Genomic DNA, 15,587 nt, shown 5'->3' with positions numbered 1-15,587 from the left:
CCCCCCCCCCCCCCCCCCCCCCCCCCCCCCCCCCCCCCCCCCCCCCCCCCCCCCCCCCCCCCCCTTTTCCCCGCCGACCCCGCAATCCGCGTTTCCGGGGGTGTTCTGGTGGGCTGGTTTTTGTGTATACGAGCCCGGCGGGGCGCCCGGGGGCGGACCCGCCCGGGGCCTCCCGTCCGGTCGCTGGTCGCGTCAGCGGACCGCGACGCGCAGCGGCTGCGGGTCCACCGGGTCCGGCGGCACCGGGAGCGAGCCGCGGATCTGGTTCTGCGCCTGGCACTGGCTCGTGCAGTTGGTGGCGCCCTGGCTCAGCTCGACCGCGTCCTCGCCGAGGACCCCACCCATGCGGCCGCCGGGCTGGATGGTCCACGTCGTCGTGCTCGCGGTCTGCGCGGTCTTCGTGGCGACCTGCGGGCTGTCCTTGCCGAGCAGCATCTGGTGCGCGTCGCTGCCCGAGGCCACGGCCGCGACCCCGTCCCCGAAGTTGATCTTCCCGGTGTACGGGTTCGTGAAGTAGAACAGGCCGGCCCCGAGCGTGTGCGTCACCGACACCGGCTGCGCGAACTCGGTCTCCATCTGGAAGACGCCGCCCTGCGCGCCGTCCTTCGCCTGGATCTTGAACTTGCCGGCACCGGTGGCGAAGACCGCGACGAGCGTGTCGTCCCGCACCTCGAGCGAGGACAGCTTCGTGCCGGCGAGCTGCGCGGCGGTCAGCGTCGGGACCTTCGACGCGAACACCACGGTCGGCTTCGTCACCATCCGCTGCGTGTCCGGGGCGCCGGTGAGCGTGTAGTCGTACACGCCGAGGTCGGCGACGCGGATGTCGAAGCCGTTGTGCTTGCCCCGGACCGCGATCGTGCCGGACACGGCGACGTCCTTGAGCTTGTAGTCCTTGCCGACGGCGGGGTTCGTGGTCGTGCCGTTGACGGTGACGGCGTAGTCGCCGCCGGTCGACGTCTTGCCCGAGGCGTTCGCGGGGGAGACCCCGACGAGTGCCGCCGCGGCGACGGCGCCGAGTGCGAGGACGGCTGCGGCGCCGGCGGCCCGGCGGCGCGTGCGAGCTGTGGTCATGGGTGCCTCCTGGGCGTGGTCTCCGCCGCCGGGGAGGGCGGCCGTCGAGTCCGATCGGCCCGACGTGGACGATCGTCGCCCGCGGTCGGCACCCCGCACCATCGGACCTTGGTACTAGTACCCGTCCGGCCGTCGTCGTCCCGCTCCGCTCACCAGCCGTGGTCGCGTGCCCACAGCGCAGCGCTCGTGCGGTCGGCCACGCCGATCCGCCGGAAGAGCGAGCCGACGTGCACCTTCACCGTGCGCTCCGCGATGCCGAGCTCCGATGCGATCTGCTTGTTCGACAGGCCGCGCGCCAGGCGGACGAGGACGTCGCGCTCGCGTGGCGGGAGGTCCGGGCCACGATCGACCACGGGAGCGCCCGGGAGCAACGACCGGGCGACGCGCGGATCGATCGGCGTCTCGTCCCGCGCCGCCGCCCGGACCGCGGCGACGACCTCCTCCGGCGCGGCGTCCTTGAGCAGGTAGCCGGTGGCCCCGGCCGAGAGGGCCGCGCGCACCCGGTGGTCGTCCGAGAACGTCGTGAGGACGAGCACCCGTGCGTCCGGCACCTCCGCACGCAACCGCGCGGTCGCGTCCACCCCGCCCGCGCCCGGCATCGACAGGTCCATCACCACGAGGTCCGGTCGGAGGGCCGGGGCGATCGCGACCGCCTCCTCCCCGGTCGCCGCCTCACCGACGACCTCGCAGTCGTCCGTGGTCCCGAGCACGGCGCGCAGGCCGCTGCGGACGAGGGCGTGGTCGTCGACGAGCAGGACCCTCACCGGAGCGCCTCCACGTCCCTGGGGAGCCGGAGTTCCCATGCGGTCCCCGCACCCGGCGCGGTCCGGAGGAGCAGCGCGCCCCCGGTGTCCTCGGCCACCTCACGGAGGAGCGTCGTCCCGAGGTGCCCTGGTCGGTCGGTGTCGAGCACGGTGTGGTCGAAGCCGACGCCGTCGTCCGCCACGGTGACGACGAGGTCGTCGCCCGCCGCCCGGACCACGACGTCCACCGCGGACGCTCGCGCATGCGTCACCGCGTTCGCCACGGCTTCCCGGACGAACCGCACCACCGCGAGGAGCGTGGCCTCGGACGCGTCGAGGGAGTCCGGCGCGGAGACGGTCGCGACCAGTCCGGCGCCCCGTGCCCGCGCACACACGTCGTCGAGCGCCGCACCGAGACCGTCGCGGTCGGGGGCGGCCGGGCGGATCGTCGCCATCGAGCCCCGGAGCGACGACACCGCATCCCGGAGCGCGTCCGCGGCGGGGCGGGTCGCCGGGTCCGCGCCGAGGACGAGCGCGAGGCCCGCGACGTCCTGCACCGGCCCGTCGTGCAGCTCCGCGGCGAGTCGTCGCCGTTCGGCCGACTCGGCGTCGAGCGCCCGTCCGAGCAGCCGTTCCCGGAGCCGCTGCCCGGACCGGATCCGGAGCAGGAGCCAGAGCAGCAGCGGCACGAGCAGTGCGAGGACGACCGCGACGGAGCCGAACGCGAGCCACGCGAAGGCCGTCCGGAGGTCCGCGGCCCGGTCGAGGACGTCGTCGTACGGCTGGTAGGCCTCGAACAGCAGCGCGGTACCGGAGGGGGTGTGGACTGCCTGGTACGCCTCGAGCAGGGGGCCGTGCCCGCGCTCGTAGCGGTTCTCCGGCTCGTCGAGGTCGGACACCTCCGCATCGGACCGGTCCGACCGCAGTGCCTCGAGGTCCTCGTCCCCGAGCGGGAACCGTTCGCCGACGAGCCGTGGTTCGTCGGACCAGAGCACGGTGCCGTCCGCTGCCCAGAGCTTCATGCGGACGGTCGACCCGGTCCGCAGCTCACCCGCGACGGCCTCGGACAGGGCTCGGCGTGCTGCACCGTGCTCGGCGGCGGGAGCGTCCGGGGCGGCGATCGCGTCCCGGAGCGCCGGCTCGACGACCACGCGCGCGAGCCGAGCGGTGTCCGCGGTGACGTCACGGACGGCGAAGCCCTCCGCGGTCCGCTGTGAGACGAGGGTCCCGGCGGCCGCGACCGCGGCACCACCGACGAGGGCGGCGACGACCACCCCGACGAGGAGCCGACCCCACGGCGTGCGGCGCGCCCGCCGGCGCGGGTCCGGCGCGACGAGGAGGACGGGGTCCCCCGCCGCCCCCGTGTCCGACGACCGTTGTCCACGCACCCGGCCACCGTAACCGCGTCGAGCCGTGACGGAGCGCAGGGCGTGCCACCACTGCTACTGTTCGACCACCGGAGGGGGACGACATGCGGGGAACCGGGACGACGATCGTGGCGGCGACGGTGGTGGCGTTGACGCTCACCGGGTGCACGCAGCACACTGATCGGGCCGACGCCGACGGGCGGACCGGCACGACCCGGGCCGCGGCACCGCTCGGATCCACCCCGGAGCCGACCGCCGCGGTGGCCGCCGCCGCTCGGTTCCACGTGCTGGACCGCGCGTTCGTGTCGAGTGACGAGCTGCCCGACGGAGCGGCCGCCCCGGAGGACCTCGCGGTCGACAGCCAGCGTCGCGTCGGTGCAGCGGACGGCACGACGTACTGGGTCGCCACGACCACGCACGACGCGGTGTGCCTCATCGGGAGCAATCCCGACCAGGACAGCTCCGACAACTTCTCGGTCTGCGGCGACATCCCCGCGGAAGGCGACTCCGTCGTCACGTCCATGTCGGACGACCACGGTCACCAGACCGCGCTCGTCGCCGACGGCTTCGAGGACCACGGCAGCGACGCCCTGCGCGAGCTCGTCCCGAACGTCTGGGTGCGCTGACGCGTCTGGGTGCGCTGACGCGCACCGCGCCCGCGCGCGGACCGACGGACGGGAGGCCCGTGGCGGATCCGCCACGGGCCTCCCGTCCGTCACCTGGTCGCGTTCAGCCGAGGGCGGCCGTGTCCGGTGACCCCGTCGACAACGCGCCGCGGACCGACCCCCACGCCGTGAGCCGCTCGCGGATCGCGGGGTCCTGCTCGTGTTCGATCGCCGTGGCGTGCGCCTGCTCGAGCACCTCGTCGATGACGATGCGCCGGCCGGTGCGTGCCGACGCGATCGCCGCATCCACCATGGTGAGGCTCATGACGTTGCCGTGCACCTCACCGTCGGGGACCTCGCCGGTGCGGACCGCCCGCACGAAGGACGCGAGCGACCCGGCGATCTCGTTGCCGACGCTCGGCGCGGGAGCGGGTGACCCCGGGGTGCCGTCGAGGTCGCTCCACGGGTCGTGGTCGCCGTCCCACAGCGCGGTGCCGGCGGCACCGGAGGCCCGCCAGTCGCCGTTCCAGGAGGTCTCGGCGCCGGGCGCGCACCACGAGCCGTCGTAGACGTACCGGACGTCGTCCTCGAAGGTGAAGACGGCGGCGGCAGCGGCGTCACCGCGGTACCAGGACCACGACGGGTTCCACGACTCGCAGTACACCGACACCGGGTCGCGCTCGAGCACGTACCGGGCCGAGTCGAACGCGTGGATCGCCATGTCGAGGAGGAGCACGTCGTCCATCTCCTCGCGGAAGCCGCCGAAGTGCGGGGCCTTCGCGAAGCGGGTGTCGAGACCGCCGATCGCGCCGAGACCCCGGACGTGCTGGCGGAACGCCACGAGCTGGTCGTTGTAGCGGCGGGACTGCGACACCATGAACAGCTTGCCGGTGGCCTCGGCAGCGGCCGCGAGGGCGAGTGCCTCCGCGACGGTCTGCGCCGCGGGCTTCTCGCCGAGGACGGGCAGGCCGGCTCGGAGCGCCTCGAGGGTCACCGGGTGGTGTGCCACGGGGACCGTGATGTCGAGCACCGCCTCGGCCCCCGTCTCGGTGATGAGCGCCGTCAGGTCGCGGCCGACGGGGATCGTCGGGTCGCCGGCGACCGCTGCTCCGGCCTTCGCCGCGTCGAGGTCGAGGTCGACGATGCCGACCAGCTCGACGTCCGGATCGGCAGCGACCGTACTGAGCCAGGCCCGGCCCATCCCACCGGCGCCGACCTGGACGACGCGCAAGGGGGCGGTCACGCCGACACCTCTTCGTCGACCGGGGCGTCGTCGAACGGGCCGCGGTAGTGCTGGCCGTCGAAGTACTCGCCGAGGTCGTACCGGCGGAGCGTCGGCAGCTCGCGCTCCCGCTCCGGTCGGGCCCACTCGGCACCGTTCGCGATCACCCGACGGACGTCGGGGTGGTGGTACACGGGGAAGTCCTGGTCGCCGGGGGAGAAGTAGAAGACCTTCCCGAAGCCGCGGCGGTACGTCATACCGCTCCGGAAGACCTCGCCGCCGGTGAACCCGGAGATGAAGATCAGCTCGTCCGGGGTCGGGACGTCGAAGTACTCGCCGTACATCTCCTGCTCGGGGATGACGATCGGGTTCGGGACGCCGCGCGTGATCGGGTGCTGCGGGTTGACGGTCCAGACGAGCTCCTGGTCGTGCTCGCTGCGCCACCGGAGCGTGCACGTGGTGCCCATGAGCTTGCCGAAGATCTTCGACCAGTGGCCGGAGTGCAGGACGACGAGGCCCATGCCGGACAGGACGTGCTTGTGGACGCGGTCGACCACGGCGTCGTCGACGTCGGCGTGCGCGGCGTGGCCCCACCAGGTGAGGACGTCGGTCTCGGCGAGGACCTCGTCGGTGAGGCCGTGCTCGGGCTCCTGCATCGTCGCCGTGCGGACGACGGCGTCCGGCAGGTTCTCGCGGATGCCGTCCGCGATCGCGCCGTGCATGCCGTCGGGGTACCGCTCGGCGACGTGCTGCTCGACCTGCTCGTGGACGTTCTCGCCCCACACGGTGATGCGCAACGGGGTGGAGGTCATGGTGTGCCTTTCTGGGCTTGTTTCGGGGATCTCGTGCGGGCCGTCACTTGACGGCGCCGCCGAGGGCACCCGCGGAGATGTACCGCTGCGCGACGATGAGCAGCACGGCGGCCGGCAGGGACGCCAGGACCGAGGTGGCCATGACGGGCCCCCAGTCGGTGACGTTCGAGCCGATGTAGTTGTAGATGCCGAGCGTGATCGGGCGGACGGCTGGTGTGGAGGTCAGGGTCAGCGCGATGAGGAAGTCGCCCCAGGCCCCGAGGAAGGTGAAGAGCGCCGCGGTGACGATCGCGTTACGACTGATCGGCAGGACGATCGACACGAACGCTCGGAAGTCGTTCGCGCCGTCGACGAGTGCCGCTTCGACGAGGCTCGGCGGGATCGACTCCATGAACGCCCGCATCAGCAGCACGGCGAACGGGACCTGCACGGCGCTGTCCGCGAGGATGAGCCCGACGTAGCTGTTGAGCAGACCGATGTTGTTGAACACCGTGTAGAGCGCGTTCGCGATCACGATCGCCGGGATCATCTGCGTGATGAGCAGCACGAGCAGGAACACCCGCGTACCGCGCATCCGGAACCGCGCCAGCCCGTAGGCGGCCGGCGTCGAGACCGCGAGGGTGAGGACGACCGTGCCGAGGCCGATGATCATGCTCGACAGGAAGTTCTGCCCCTGCTGCTGGAACGCTGCCTCGTACCCGGCGAACGTCGGGGACCACGGGAACCAGGTGGCGGTCGCCGCCCCGGACGTGGCCTGCAGGCTCGTGTTCACCATCCAGTACACGGGGAACACCATGATCGCGAGGAACACGATGCCGAGGATCGTGAGCGGGATGCCCTTCACCCCGCGCTTCGGACGAGGGACGCGCGCCGTGCGCCTCGTGGTGAGGGCGCGGGTCGCGGTGACGGTCTGGTTCGCGAGTCCGACGCTCATTCGTCGACCGCCTTCCGGGAGATCGCGATGTAGACCATCGCGAAGACGAACGAGACGACGATGAGGACGTTGCTCACCGCGGCTCCGATGCCGAACTGGAAGTTGACGAACGACTGGTGGTAGGCGTTCGTGGCGAGGGTCTGCGTCGAGTTCGCGGGTCCGCCGCCCGTCAGGCCGAGGATGATGTCCACGACCTTCAGCGTGTAGACCACCCCGAGGACGATGACGATGCTCACCACGCTCCGGATGCTCGGCCAGGTGATGTACCAGAAGGCCTTGAACCCGGTGGCGCCGTCGAGGGCCCCGGCCTCGTAGAGCTCCGGCGGCACCGACTGCAGGCCGCTGTAGAGGATCGTCGTGTTGAACGGGATGCCGAGCCACACGTTGACGCCGATCACCGCGATGAGCGCCAGGCTCGGGCTGACCAGCCACGGCACCGGGGAGATGCCGAACACGCCGAGCAGCTGGTTGAGCGCGCCGCTGTCCTGGTCGAGCATCCACTTCCACACCGCGCTCGAGGCGATGAGGGGCAGCAGCCACGGCAGGAGCAGCAGCCCCCGCAGGAAGCCGGACAGCGGGAAGTGCCGTCGGAAGAACAGCGCCAGACCGAGGCCGATGACGAACTGCAGGACGATCGAGCCGGCCGTGAAGAGCGCCGTGTTCACCAGGCTCGTCGTGAACACCGAGCTCGTGAAGACGGAGACGTAGTTCGCGAGCCCGACCCAGGGGGCCTCGCCGGTGAAGAACGTGGCGGTCGTGTAGTCCTGGAAGGACATCAGGATGTTCTTGACGACCGGGTAGCCGAAGAACACCACGACGAACAGCGCGGCCGGGACGACGAACAGCCAGCGGGTGATGCCGGTCCGGAGGCGCGCACGGCGCTGACCGGGGCGGACGGGCGGGGCGACGGTGGTCCGCGTCGCCGGGCGGGACGGTGTGCGTGCGGGTGCCTGCGTCGAGGCGCTCATGCGGGTTCCTCTCCTGGAGCGGTGGGAGGGAGCCGACCGGTCCGGCCGGCTCCCTCGTGCACTACTGGTTCTGGGACTGCGCCTGCTCGAGCGCTGCCTCGGGGCTGGCCTTGCCGGTGAGGGCGAGCTGGACGGCGGTGTAGATCTTCGTCGCGGCCTTGGGCCAGTCGGGTCCGAGCTCACCGGTGCGAGCACGGGCGGTCTTCACCGTCGTGACGAACGAGGCGACCTGCGGGTGGCTCTCGGCCCACTTCGCGCCGGCCTCGAGGTTCGTCGGCACGTTGCCGCTGAGCTTCGCGAGGGCCTCCTGCCCCTTCACCGAGTGGAGGCAGCCGACGAACTTGCCGGCGAGCTGCATCTTCGCCTTGTCACCGGTCTGCGGGACGGTGAACGCCTCGCCGCCGAGCGGGGCGACCGGGGCGTCCCCGGTGCGGGTCGGGATCGGCACGCTGTCGAACTCGAGGCCCTTCTTGGCGTTGAGCGCCGGCAGCTGCCACGGGCCGTTGATCATCATCGCCGCCTTGCCGGCGAGGAACTGGTTGTTGACGTCGGCCTGGGCCCAGCTGATCGAGCTCTTCGACATCGAGCCGTCGTTCTGCAGGTCCTCGACGAACTGCAGGGCCTGCGCTGCCTGCGACGTCGCGATGTCCTTCTCGTCACCGCCGTTCGACCAGAAGAACGGCAGGAACTGCCAGGTGCCCTCGTAGGTGTTGATGTTGCTCATCGCGAAGCCGTAGGTCGACCCCTTCGTGAGCTTCTTCGCGGCGGCCTTGAGCTCGTCCCACGTCTTCGGCGGCTGGACACCGGCCTCGGAGAGGAGCTTCTTGTTGTAGTACAGCGCGATCGAGTTCGTGTTCGACTGCACGCCGTAGAGCTTGCCCTTGTAGGTGCTCGCCGCCTTCACGCCGGGGACGTCCCCGGACGCGCTGAGCCCGTAGGCGCTGAGGTCGGAGAGGGCGCCCGACGAGGCGATCTGCTGCACGTCGGGGTTGTCGAGCATGAGCACGTCGGGGAGGGTCTTCGACGAGGCCTGCTGCAGCACCTTCGAGATCAGGCCGGCACCGGCGACGTGGTTGATGGTGACGGTGGCGCCGACGTCCTTCGCGCACTGCTTGTACACCGGGTTGTAGCTCGCGTCGTAGTAGTCCTCGATCGTGAGGGCCTTGCTCCCGCCGGAGGAGGCGGAGCCGGAGCCGGAGCAGCCGGTGAGCACCAGGGGGACCGTCGCGAGGACCGCTGCCGCGCCCAGCAGGGCACGGACCCGGCGGGGCGACGAGGGGAACTTCTGCTTCATTGCACAGCTCTTCTCTTGGTGGAGTCATGGACTTCGGCGCATGACCACGACTCGCTGACGTCGTCGTCCGTGCGTTCCTTGGGGCGAGACGCTAACAGATAAGCGCTTCACCCGTAAAGCGCTTTTTCGTGAACCTGGGAGCTATGCTGAGCGAGTCCGGAACGAGTGGCTCCGGACCGAGAGCGTCCGGAGCGGAGGGGTGGCAGTGGCAACGATGCAGCAGGTCGCCGACCGCGCCGGGGTCTCGATCGCCACGGTGTCGTTCGTCGTGAACGGCACGAAGTACGTCACCCCCGCCACCACCGCCCGGGTCCGCACGGCCATGCGGGAGCTGAAGTTCCGCCACAACATCGTCGCGCGGGCACTCGCCAGTCGACGGACACGGATCATCGCGCTGCTCTTCCCGGCGACGGGCAACCGCTTCAGTCCGACGACCTCCGAGTTCTTCATGAGCGCGGCCGAACGCGCGTCCGAGCGCGGACACCACCTCGTGCTGTGGCCCGTCGACCCCGCCGGTGAGGACCTCGACGACCTGGTGTCGGGCGGACTCGTCGACGGCGTGATCCTCATGGAGGTGCGGATGGACGACCCGCGCGTGGCCGTGTTGACCGACCTGGGCGTGCCGTTCACCCTCATCGGGCGCACACGCGACAGCCAGGGCCTGCCGTTCGTCGACATCGACTTCGAGACGACGATCGTCGACAGCATCGACCACCTCGCCGCCATGGGCCACGAGCGGTTCGGGATCGTGCTCGAGAACCTCGACGGCACGCCCATGGCCGGGTACGCGCCGCACCTGAGGGTCGAGTCGACGTTCCGCGGGACGATCGCCGCGCGGGGCCTGGCCGGGACGATCGTCTACGCGGGGCCCGGCAGCGAGGGCGGCCGCACGGCGGCGGAGGAGCTGCTCTCCGCAGACCCGGGGCTCTCGGCGATCATCCTCATGAAGGACGACTCCGCCGGCGGGCTGCTCGTCGGGCTCTTCGACGCCGGTCGGCGGGTGCCCGAGGACGTCTCCGTGCTGAGCATCGCGTCGTCGGCCGCGAACGCCGACCAGCACTACCCGCGACTGTCGACGATGCTCGCCCCGGGGCGGGAGCTCGGGACCCGGGCTGCCGACGCACTCATCGACCAGCTCGACGGCACGGCGACCGACCTGCCGCACTTCCTGCTCCCCTGCACCCTCCGCACCGCCGAGTCCACCGCACCCGCGCGGCGCTGACGCGGAGCGGTGCCACTGCGCCGAGTCTCGCCTCGGCGGACACTTCCGCGGCTCTGCCACCGCGGTACTGTCCGCCTGGCCGAGTCTCGCGCCGCGCCGACGAGCACGCGCGACGCGATGCGCTGCGCGCCCTCCCAGGCGCCCCTGGTTGAGTGGACGTACAGGTTCAGCAGCACCACCACCCGTCGAGGAGGACGCGATGGCGATCGACCGCAGACTGTTCCTGCTCGGGGGAGCGGGGGTGCTGCTCCTCGCCGGGTGCTCCACCCGACCCGAGCGGACCACCGTCGAGGACTGGCCCACCGACCCGCCGGAGGGCGACGTCACGATCAGCTGGTGGGCCGGGCAGGTGGCCTCGAAGGACGGCGGGGACCTCCGGCGACGCCTCATCGCGGAGTTCCAGGAGGAGCACCCGAACATCCGCGTCCGCATCGTCAGCGCGCCGAGCGACACCGACACGAACCGGACGAGCCTCACGACCCAGATCGCCGCCGGCAGCCCGACCCCGGACGTGTACCTCGGCGACGTCGCATGGCCCGGGCAGTTCTCGAAGAACAAGCTCGCGACCCCGGTGAACCGGCTCGTCGGGAAGGACTTCTTCGACCAGTTCCCCGAGGGCCTCCGCGCCGCGGCGAGCGTCGACGGGACCTACTACATGTTCCCGCTCTACATCGACGAGTCGTTCTTCCTGTACCGGAAGGACCTCCTCGACAAGCACGGCTTCCAGGTCCCGCGCTCGTGGGAGGAGGTCCGCGAGACCGCCGCGAAGCTCGTCGACACCGGCGACGTCAGCTACGGGTTCGCGTTCCAGGGCGATGTGTACGAGGGGCTCACCTGCAACGTCACGGAGTTCGTCGCGGACGCCGGTGGATCGCTGCTCGACGACGACCTGACGAAGCCCGAGACGACGAGCTCGGAGACGAAGCGGGCGTTCGAGTTCATGCGCTCGCTCATCACCGACGGCGCGAGCCCCCGGGCGACCCTGACCTACCAGGAGCAGGACACGAACGACGCGTTCTCGGGCGGTCGAGCAGCGTTCCTCCGCAACTGGTCGTACGCGTGGGGCATCGCGAACGGGCCGGACTCCGCGGTCGCCGGCAAGGTCGGCCTCGCCGCCCGGCCGACGTTCGACGGGCAGGACGAGCACCACTCGACGATCGGTGGGTGGGGGAACTACATCAACCCGCACACGCAGCAGCCCGCGGCGGCGCTGACGTTCGCGAAGTGGATGTCGAGCGAGACCGCCCAGCAGTTCCTCACCCGCGAGGGCGGCGTGCTCCCCGCCCGGTCGGCCTCGCTCACGAGCCAGGACGCGAAGCGGCAGAACCGTCCGACGTACGACACCGCCGCGGGCATCACGCTCGTGCCCCGCCCGACCTCGACGGCGCACTACCCGAAGGTCTCGCAGGGTGTCTACCAGAACGGCAACAGCATCCTCGGCGGTCAGGCGTCCGTCGACGGCGGCACGCGCGCGATGGCCTCGGCCATCTCGCTCGCCCTGGCCGGTGAGGCGCTGTGAGCGCCGACATCGCGACGCGGGGCGGCTCCCGCGGACCGGCCGGCGGTCCCACGCTCCGGCCTGGAGGCACGGGTCGCCGTGACGGGTACCGCCCGACGAGCGCTCGGTCGCGTATGGAGCGTGTCCGGGCGCGGGGCGCGTGGGGCTTCGCCGCGCCGGCGCTCCTCGTCGTCGCCGCCGTCACGATCTTCCCGGTGGTCTACTCGATCGTCCTGAGCTTCGCGGACGTCGAGGTCGGCTACGAGGGGTTCTCGATCCGGTCCTTCGGGCTCGGCAACTACGCGGCCCTGCTGCAGAGCGCCGACTGGTACCGGGCGCTCGGCTTCACGGTGCTCTACACGGTCGTGACGGTCTTCGTGGAGCTCGTCCTCGGCATGCTCGTGGCCCTCGTGCTCGAGCGACTCGGGGCGACCCGCGGCTGGATGCTCGCGCTCATGCTCGTGCCGTGGTCCCTCGTCACGATCGTGAACGCCCAGCTCTGGAAGTACGTCTACGACTCCACGTACGGCGTCGCGACGTGGTTCTTCGGGCTGTTCGGCGACGCGCCGGTGATCCTCGGCGAACCCGTCCCGGCGATCACGGGCCTCATGGTCGCTGACATCTGGAAGACGACCCCGTTCGTGGCGATCATCCTGCTCGCGGGCCTCGTGCAGATCTCGGAGGACCACTACGAGGCCGCCGAGCTCGACGGTGCGAACACGTGGCAGACGTTCTGGCGCGTGGTCCTCCCGCAGCTCACCCCGACGTTGACGATCGCCGTGCTCTTCCGCATCCTGCAGGCGTTCGGCGTCTTCGACCTGCCGTTCGTGCTGACGAACGGCGGACCGGGCACCGCCACGCAGTCCCTGGCGATCATGGGCTACAAGGTGCTCTTCCAGGACATCAACATCGGCCCCGGCGCCGCGATCGCCACGAGCACCGCGGTCATCGTCGCGGCGGGCTGTCTGCTGTTCCTCCGGGCGTTCCGGAACCAGGCGAAGGGAGGGGACTGATGCCCCGCACTCGTGTCCGCAAGGGCTGGCGCAAGTGGGTCAACACCGTCAACGTCAGCGGTGTCGTCATCGCGGTGCTCACCGCGCTGCCGCTGTACTGGCTCGTCACGACCGCGCTCAAGCCCGCGTCCGAGATCTCCCGGAACCCGCCGACCGTGTTCCCGCAGGCGGTCACGTTCGACAACTTCGTGGTGGCGTTCCGCGACAACGCCCTCGGGCAGTACATGGTGAACAGCGTCATCGTGTCGGTGTCGACGACCGTGATCGTGCTGGCGCTGTCGTTCCTCGCCGGCTACGCACTCGCCGGACGGTGGATCACGGGCCGCACCGCGATCATGACGTCGCTGCTGATGCTCTCGGTGTTCCCGGCGATCGCGGTCCTCACGCCGCTGTACCTGCTCGAGCGGCACCTCGGCCTGCTGAACTCGTACCCGGGGCTGATCGTCCCGTACGTCGCGTTCAACCTGCCGTTCGCCATCTGGATCATGCGGAACTACCTGCAGGGCATCCCGTCCACGATCGAGGAGGCCTCCGAGATCGACGGCGCCGGCGCGTGGCGCACCGTGCTCAGCGTGATCCTGCCGATGGCGAAGCCCGGGCTGTTCACGGTCGGGGTGTTCACCTTCACGGCGTCGTGGAGCGAGTTCCTCATGGCGCTGACCTTCAACAGCGAGAACTCGTTCCGGACCATCCCCGTCGGGATCGCCCTGTTCGGGACGCAGTTCACCGTTCCGTTCGCGCAGATCTTCGCGGCGAGCGTCGCGGCCACGGTGCCGATCGTGATCCTCGTCCTGGTGTTCCGTCGCTCCATCGTGTCCGGTCTGACCTCCGGAGCGGTCAAGGGCTGAGGTCGCGGGGCGACCACAGGACGGACTGGAGGCCCGGGTCGGGATCCGACCCGGGCCTCCAGTCCGTCGTGGGGTGCCGCTGGTCAGCGGCGACGCGCGTCGCGCGCCGTGTCGCGGAAGAAGTCGTCGGGGGTCGACGGCGCCTCGCGCAGTTCGCCGTGCTTCCAGCGACGTCGCATGCCGCGGATCGTCTCGATGCGCACCGGTTCGATGCCGGGTTCGGTCTCGTACGCGCCCATGGGGAGCTCCTCGATCGTCGGCGGTGCCGAGGCGGTCGCCCCGACCGTGCCGACGCTACGTGCCCATGACGGGGGACGACCGGTCAAGTAGGTAGCAAAGTTACCTTGTTGCGCATGCTGGACAAACGGTCTGGGAGAGTCTGCAGATGCTCGTACTCTGCCGTCAGGCGCCCGGGGAACCGAGGTCGATCGCCGCGACGACGCGGTCGACGATCCGCACGAACCTGGCGCGCTCCCGTTCCGAGAAGGAGGCCATGAGGTCGTGCAGGTGCTGGTTCGTGCCGTCCATCGCAGCGGCGTACGCCCCACGCGTGGCCTCGGTGAGTTCGATGCGGCGACTGCGTCCGTCGTCCGGGTTGGGCACCCGGCACAGGTGACCCGAACGTTCCAGGCGGTCGACGAGTCCGGTGACCGCCGGGCCGGTGAGGCCGAGGTGCGTCGCGAGGTCCTTCACCCGGACCGTGCGCTCCGCCGTCTCGGCACGAGCCACGAACTGGATCACGGTGAGGTCACCCTGCGACACCTCGAGGCGCTCGCGCAGACGCGCTCGGAGCGCGGCCACAGCACCCTCGAGTCGCGTGAGCGCGCCGAGGAGGTCGAGGTCGCTCATGCGGAGACCCCCTCACTGCGGATCGGCTCCGCGCAACTGTACGCCGCGGTCACCTCCACACCGTATCCGGATAACGCGATCACGTGCGCATCCGGGACAGATCGGCGTCCGGCGGTGGCCCGGTGAGCGAGGCGTTCCTGGAGGACCAGCCCGTCGAAGCCGTGCGGTTCGAGCTGTCCGGTGACGAACCGGCGGCCGCCGTACGCGATCTCGGCGGTGTCTACGGCGGTGATGCGTGGGTCGCGCGGGGCGGAGAGCGCGGGTTCTCCTACCGGTACACGGTCGTCGGCGACTCCGAGGTCTCCGTCCGGCGCTCGCAGCTGGTCGGAGCGATCCGCGGGCCGATGGCGCCGTCGGACGAGTACGTCGTGGGGTGGCTCACCGAGGGGTACACGGAGCTCGACCTGGCCGGGGACGCCGTCGAGATGCGTCCGGACACACCGGTGCTGTTCCCGACGGACAAGCCGTACACGTTCGCCGCGTCCGACTACGACCAGCGGCTCGTGCACTTCGACCGGGCCTTCGTGGAGCGGATCGCGGCGCAGCACCTCGACCTCGGCGACCGGCCCCTGCGCTTCGACCACCTCGCCGAGCCGGTACCCGAGGCCGTCCGGTCCTGGCGCGTCGCGATCGCCGGGCTCACCCGCGCTCTGCGTGCCGCCGGACCCGACAGCGACGCCTGGCGCACCGCGAAGGAGTCCGCCGCCCGCGTCTTCCTCGAGATGTTCCCGCCGCACCTCGACACCCTGCCGGCCGTGCTCGGACTGCCGAGGAACGCCCGGCTCCGCGCCGCGGTCGAGCACATCCACGCGCACGCCGCCGAGGACGTCACGGTGACGGAGCTGTCGGCGGTCGCCGGGCTCAGCGTGCGGTCCGTGCAGGAGTCCTTCCGTCGGGTGTTCGACGTCTCGCCGCTGACGTACCTCCGGCAGGTCCGGCTCGACCGCGTGCACGAGGAGCTCCTCGCGCTCGACCCGCAGGCCGGAGCGGTCGGCGACGTCGCACGGCGGTGGGGGTTCGCGCACCTCGGGCGGTTCTCGGCGTCGTACGCCGAGCGGTTCGGCGAGTACCCGAAGCAGACGCTGCGACGCTGACGTCCGAGAGCGCGGTCGACGCTGGGGTGCGTCGCTCCGCGGTTCCG

The 15,587-nt window shown here is 71.1% G+C and carries 16 protein-coding genes; 6 read left to right on the top strand and 10 right to left on the bottom strand.

Annotated elements, in window-relative coordinates; translation table 11 throughout:
- Positions 1–192: 192 nt before the first annotated feature.
- The 3 genes from ACSW7Y_RS03870 to ACSW7Y_RS03860 form a co-directional block, all read right to left on the bottom strand.
- Positions 193–1,071, bottom strand: a complete 879-nt coding sequence (locus tag ACSW7Y_RS03870) for a hypothetical protein (RefSeq protein ID WP_438125019.1) — start codon at positions 1,069–1,071, stop codon at positions 193–195.
- A gap of 149 nt (positions 1,072–1,220) precedes the next feature.
- Positions 1,221–1,835, bottom strand: a complete 615-nt coding sequence (locus ACSW7Y_RS03865; RefSeq protein ID WP_438125018.1) for a response regulator — start codon at positions 1,833–1,835, stop codon at positions 1,221–1,223.
- Positions 1,832–3,202, bottom strand: a complete 1,371-nt coding sequence (locus ACSW7Y_RS03860; RefSeq protein WP_438125017.1) for a sensor histidine kinase — start codon at positions 3,200–3,202, stop codon at positions 1,832–1,834. The genes ACSW7Y_RS03865 and ACSW7Y_RS03860 overlap by 4 nt, the downstream gene beginning before the upstream one ends.
- Before the next feature lie 83 nt (positions 3,203–3,285).
- On the opposite strand from ACSW7Y_RS03860, the gene ACSW7Y_RS03855 reads away from it, so the two are divergent.
- Entirely contained in the window at positions 3,286–3,807 is a 522-nt protein-coding gene (locus tag ACSW7Y_RS03855) for a hypothetical protein (protein ID WP_438125016.1), read from the top strand.
- Positions 3,808–3,910: 103 nt separating this feature from the next.
- On the opposite strand, the gene ACSW7Y_RS03850 is transcribed toward ACSW7Y_RS03855, so the two are convergent.
- The 5 genes from ACSW7Y_RS03850 to ACSW7Y_RS03830 all read right to left on the bottom strand — a co-directional run bounded on the left by ACSW7Y_RS03850 (position 3,911) and on the right by ACSW7Y_RS03830 (position 9,016).
- Positions 3,911–5,029 carry a Gfo/Idh/MocA family protein gene (locus ACSW7Y_RS03850; protein ID WP_438125015.1) on the bottom strand — a complete coding sequence of 373 codons (1,119 nt, stop codon included), beginning with the start codon at positions 5,027–5,029 and terminating at the stop codon, positions 3,911–3,913.
- Positions 5,026–5,820: a ThuA domain-containing protein gene (locus ACSW7Y_RS03845; protein ID WP_438125014.1), complete on the bottom strand. Its 795-nt coding sequence runs from the start codon at positions 5,818–5,820 to the stop codon at positions 5,026–5,028. Before ACSW7Y_RS03845 ends, ACSW7Y_RS03850 begins: the two co-directional genes overlap by 4 nt.
- A gap of 43 nt (positions 5,821–5,863) precedes the next feature.
- On the bottom strand, positions 5,864–6,754 hold the full coding sequence (locus ACSW7Y_RS03840) for a carbohydrate ABC transporter permease (protein WP_438125013.1): 891 nt from the start codon (positions 6,752–6,754) through the stop codon (positions 5,864–5,866).
- Entirely contained in the window at positions 6,751–7,722 is a 972-nt protein-coding gene (locus tag ACSW7Y_RS03835; protein WP_438125012.1) for a carbohydrate ABC transporter permease, read from the bottom strand. The genes ACSW7Y_RS03840 and ACSW7Y_RS03835 overlap by 4 nt, the downstream gene beginning before the upstream one ends.
- Before the next feature lie 61 nt (positions 7,723–7,783).
- Positions 7,784–9,016 carry a sugar ABC transporter substrate-binding protein gene (locus ACSW7Y_RS03830; protein ID WP_438125011.1) on the bottom strand — a complete coding sequence of 411 codons (1,233 nt, stop codon included), beginning with the start codon at positions 9,014–9,016 and terminating at the stop codon, positions 7,784–7,786.
- 214 nt (positions 9,017–9,230) lie between these two features.
- On the opposite strand from ACSW7Y_RS03830, the gene ACSW7Y_RS03825 reads away from it, so the two are divergent.
- The 4 genes from ACSW7Y_RS03825 to ACSW7Y_RS03810 all read left to right on the top strand — a co-directional run bounded on the left by ACSW7Y_RS03825 (position 9,231) and on the right by ACSW7Y_RS03810 (position 13,597).
- Positions 9,231–10,238 carry a LacI family DNA-binding transcriptional regulator gene (locus tag ACSW7Y_RS03825; protein ID WP_438125022.1) on the top strand — a complete coding sequence of 336 codons (1,008 nt, stop codon included), beginning with the start codon at positions 9,231–9,233 and terminating at the stop codon, positions 10,236–10,238.
- Positions 10,239–10,437: 199 nt separating this feature from the next.
- Positions 10,438–11,757: an ABC transporter substrate-binding protein gene (locus ACSW7Y_RS03820; protein ID WP_438125010.1), complete on the top strand. Its 1,320-nt coding sequence runs from the start codon at positions 10,438–10,440 to the stop codon at positions 11,755–11,757.
- Entirely contained in the window at positions 11,754–12,749 is a 996-nt protein-coding gene (locus tag ACSW7Y_RS03815; protein ID WP_438125009.1) for a carbohydrate ABC transporter permease, read from the top strand. Before ACSW7Y_RS03820 ends, ACSW7Y_RS03815 begins: the two co-directional genes overlap by 4 nt.
- The gene (locus ACSW7Y_RS03810) at positions 12,749–13,597 is read left to right on the top strand and encodes a carbohydrate ABC transporter permease (RefSeq protein ID WP_438125008.1); all 849 of its coding nucleotides are present in this window, start codon (positions 12,749–12,751) and stop codon (positions 13,595–13,597) included. The genes ACSW7Y_RS03815 and ACSW7Y_RS03810 overlap by 1 nt, the downstream gene beginning before the upstream one ends.
- 83 nt (positions 13,598–13,680) lie before the next feature.
- Here the strand turns inward: ACSW7Y_RS03810 and ACSW7Y_RS03805 are convergent, their stop codons facing one another.
- Both ACSW7Y_RS03805 and ACSW7Y_RS03800 read right to left on the bottom strand, forming a co-directional pair.
- Positions 13,681–13,836: a hypothetical protein gene (locus tag ACSW7Y_RS03805; protein WP_290132659.1), complete on the bottom strand. Its 156-nt coding sequence runs from the start codon at positions 13,834–13,836 to the stop codon at positions 13,681–13,683.
- Between the two features lie 163 nt (positions 13,837–13,999).
- A complete protein-coding gene (locus ACSW7Y_RS03800; RefSeq protein WP_290132658.1) occupies positions 14,000–14,446 on the bottom strand; it encodes a MarR family winged helix-turn-helix transcriptional regulator in 447 nt (148 codons plus the stop codon).
- Between the two features lie 83 nt (positions 14,447–14,529).
- Between ACSW7Y_RS03800 and ACSW7Y_RS03795 the strand changes: the two genes are divergently transcribed.
- On the top strand, positions 14,530–15,540 hold the full coding sequence (locus tag ACSW7Y_RS03795; RefSeq protein WP_438125007.1) for an AraC family transcriptional regulator: 1,011 nt from the start codon (positions 14,530–14,532) through the stop codon (positions 15,538–15,540).
- Positions 15,541–15,587: the final 47 nt, after the last annotated feature.

It is taken from the genome of Curtobacterium flaccumfaciens, from assembly GCF_051548005.1.
Classification (GTDB): Bacteria; Actinomycetota; Actinomycetes; order Actinomycetales; family Microbacteriaceae; genus Curtobacterium.
Note: the sequence above shows the minus strand (reverse complement) of the source record. Positions and strands in the feature narration are given on the sequence as shown.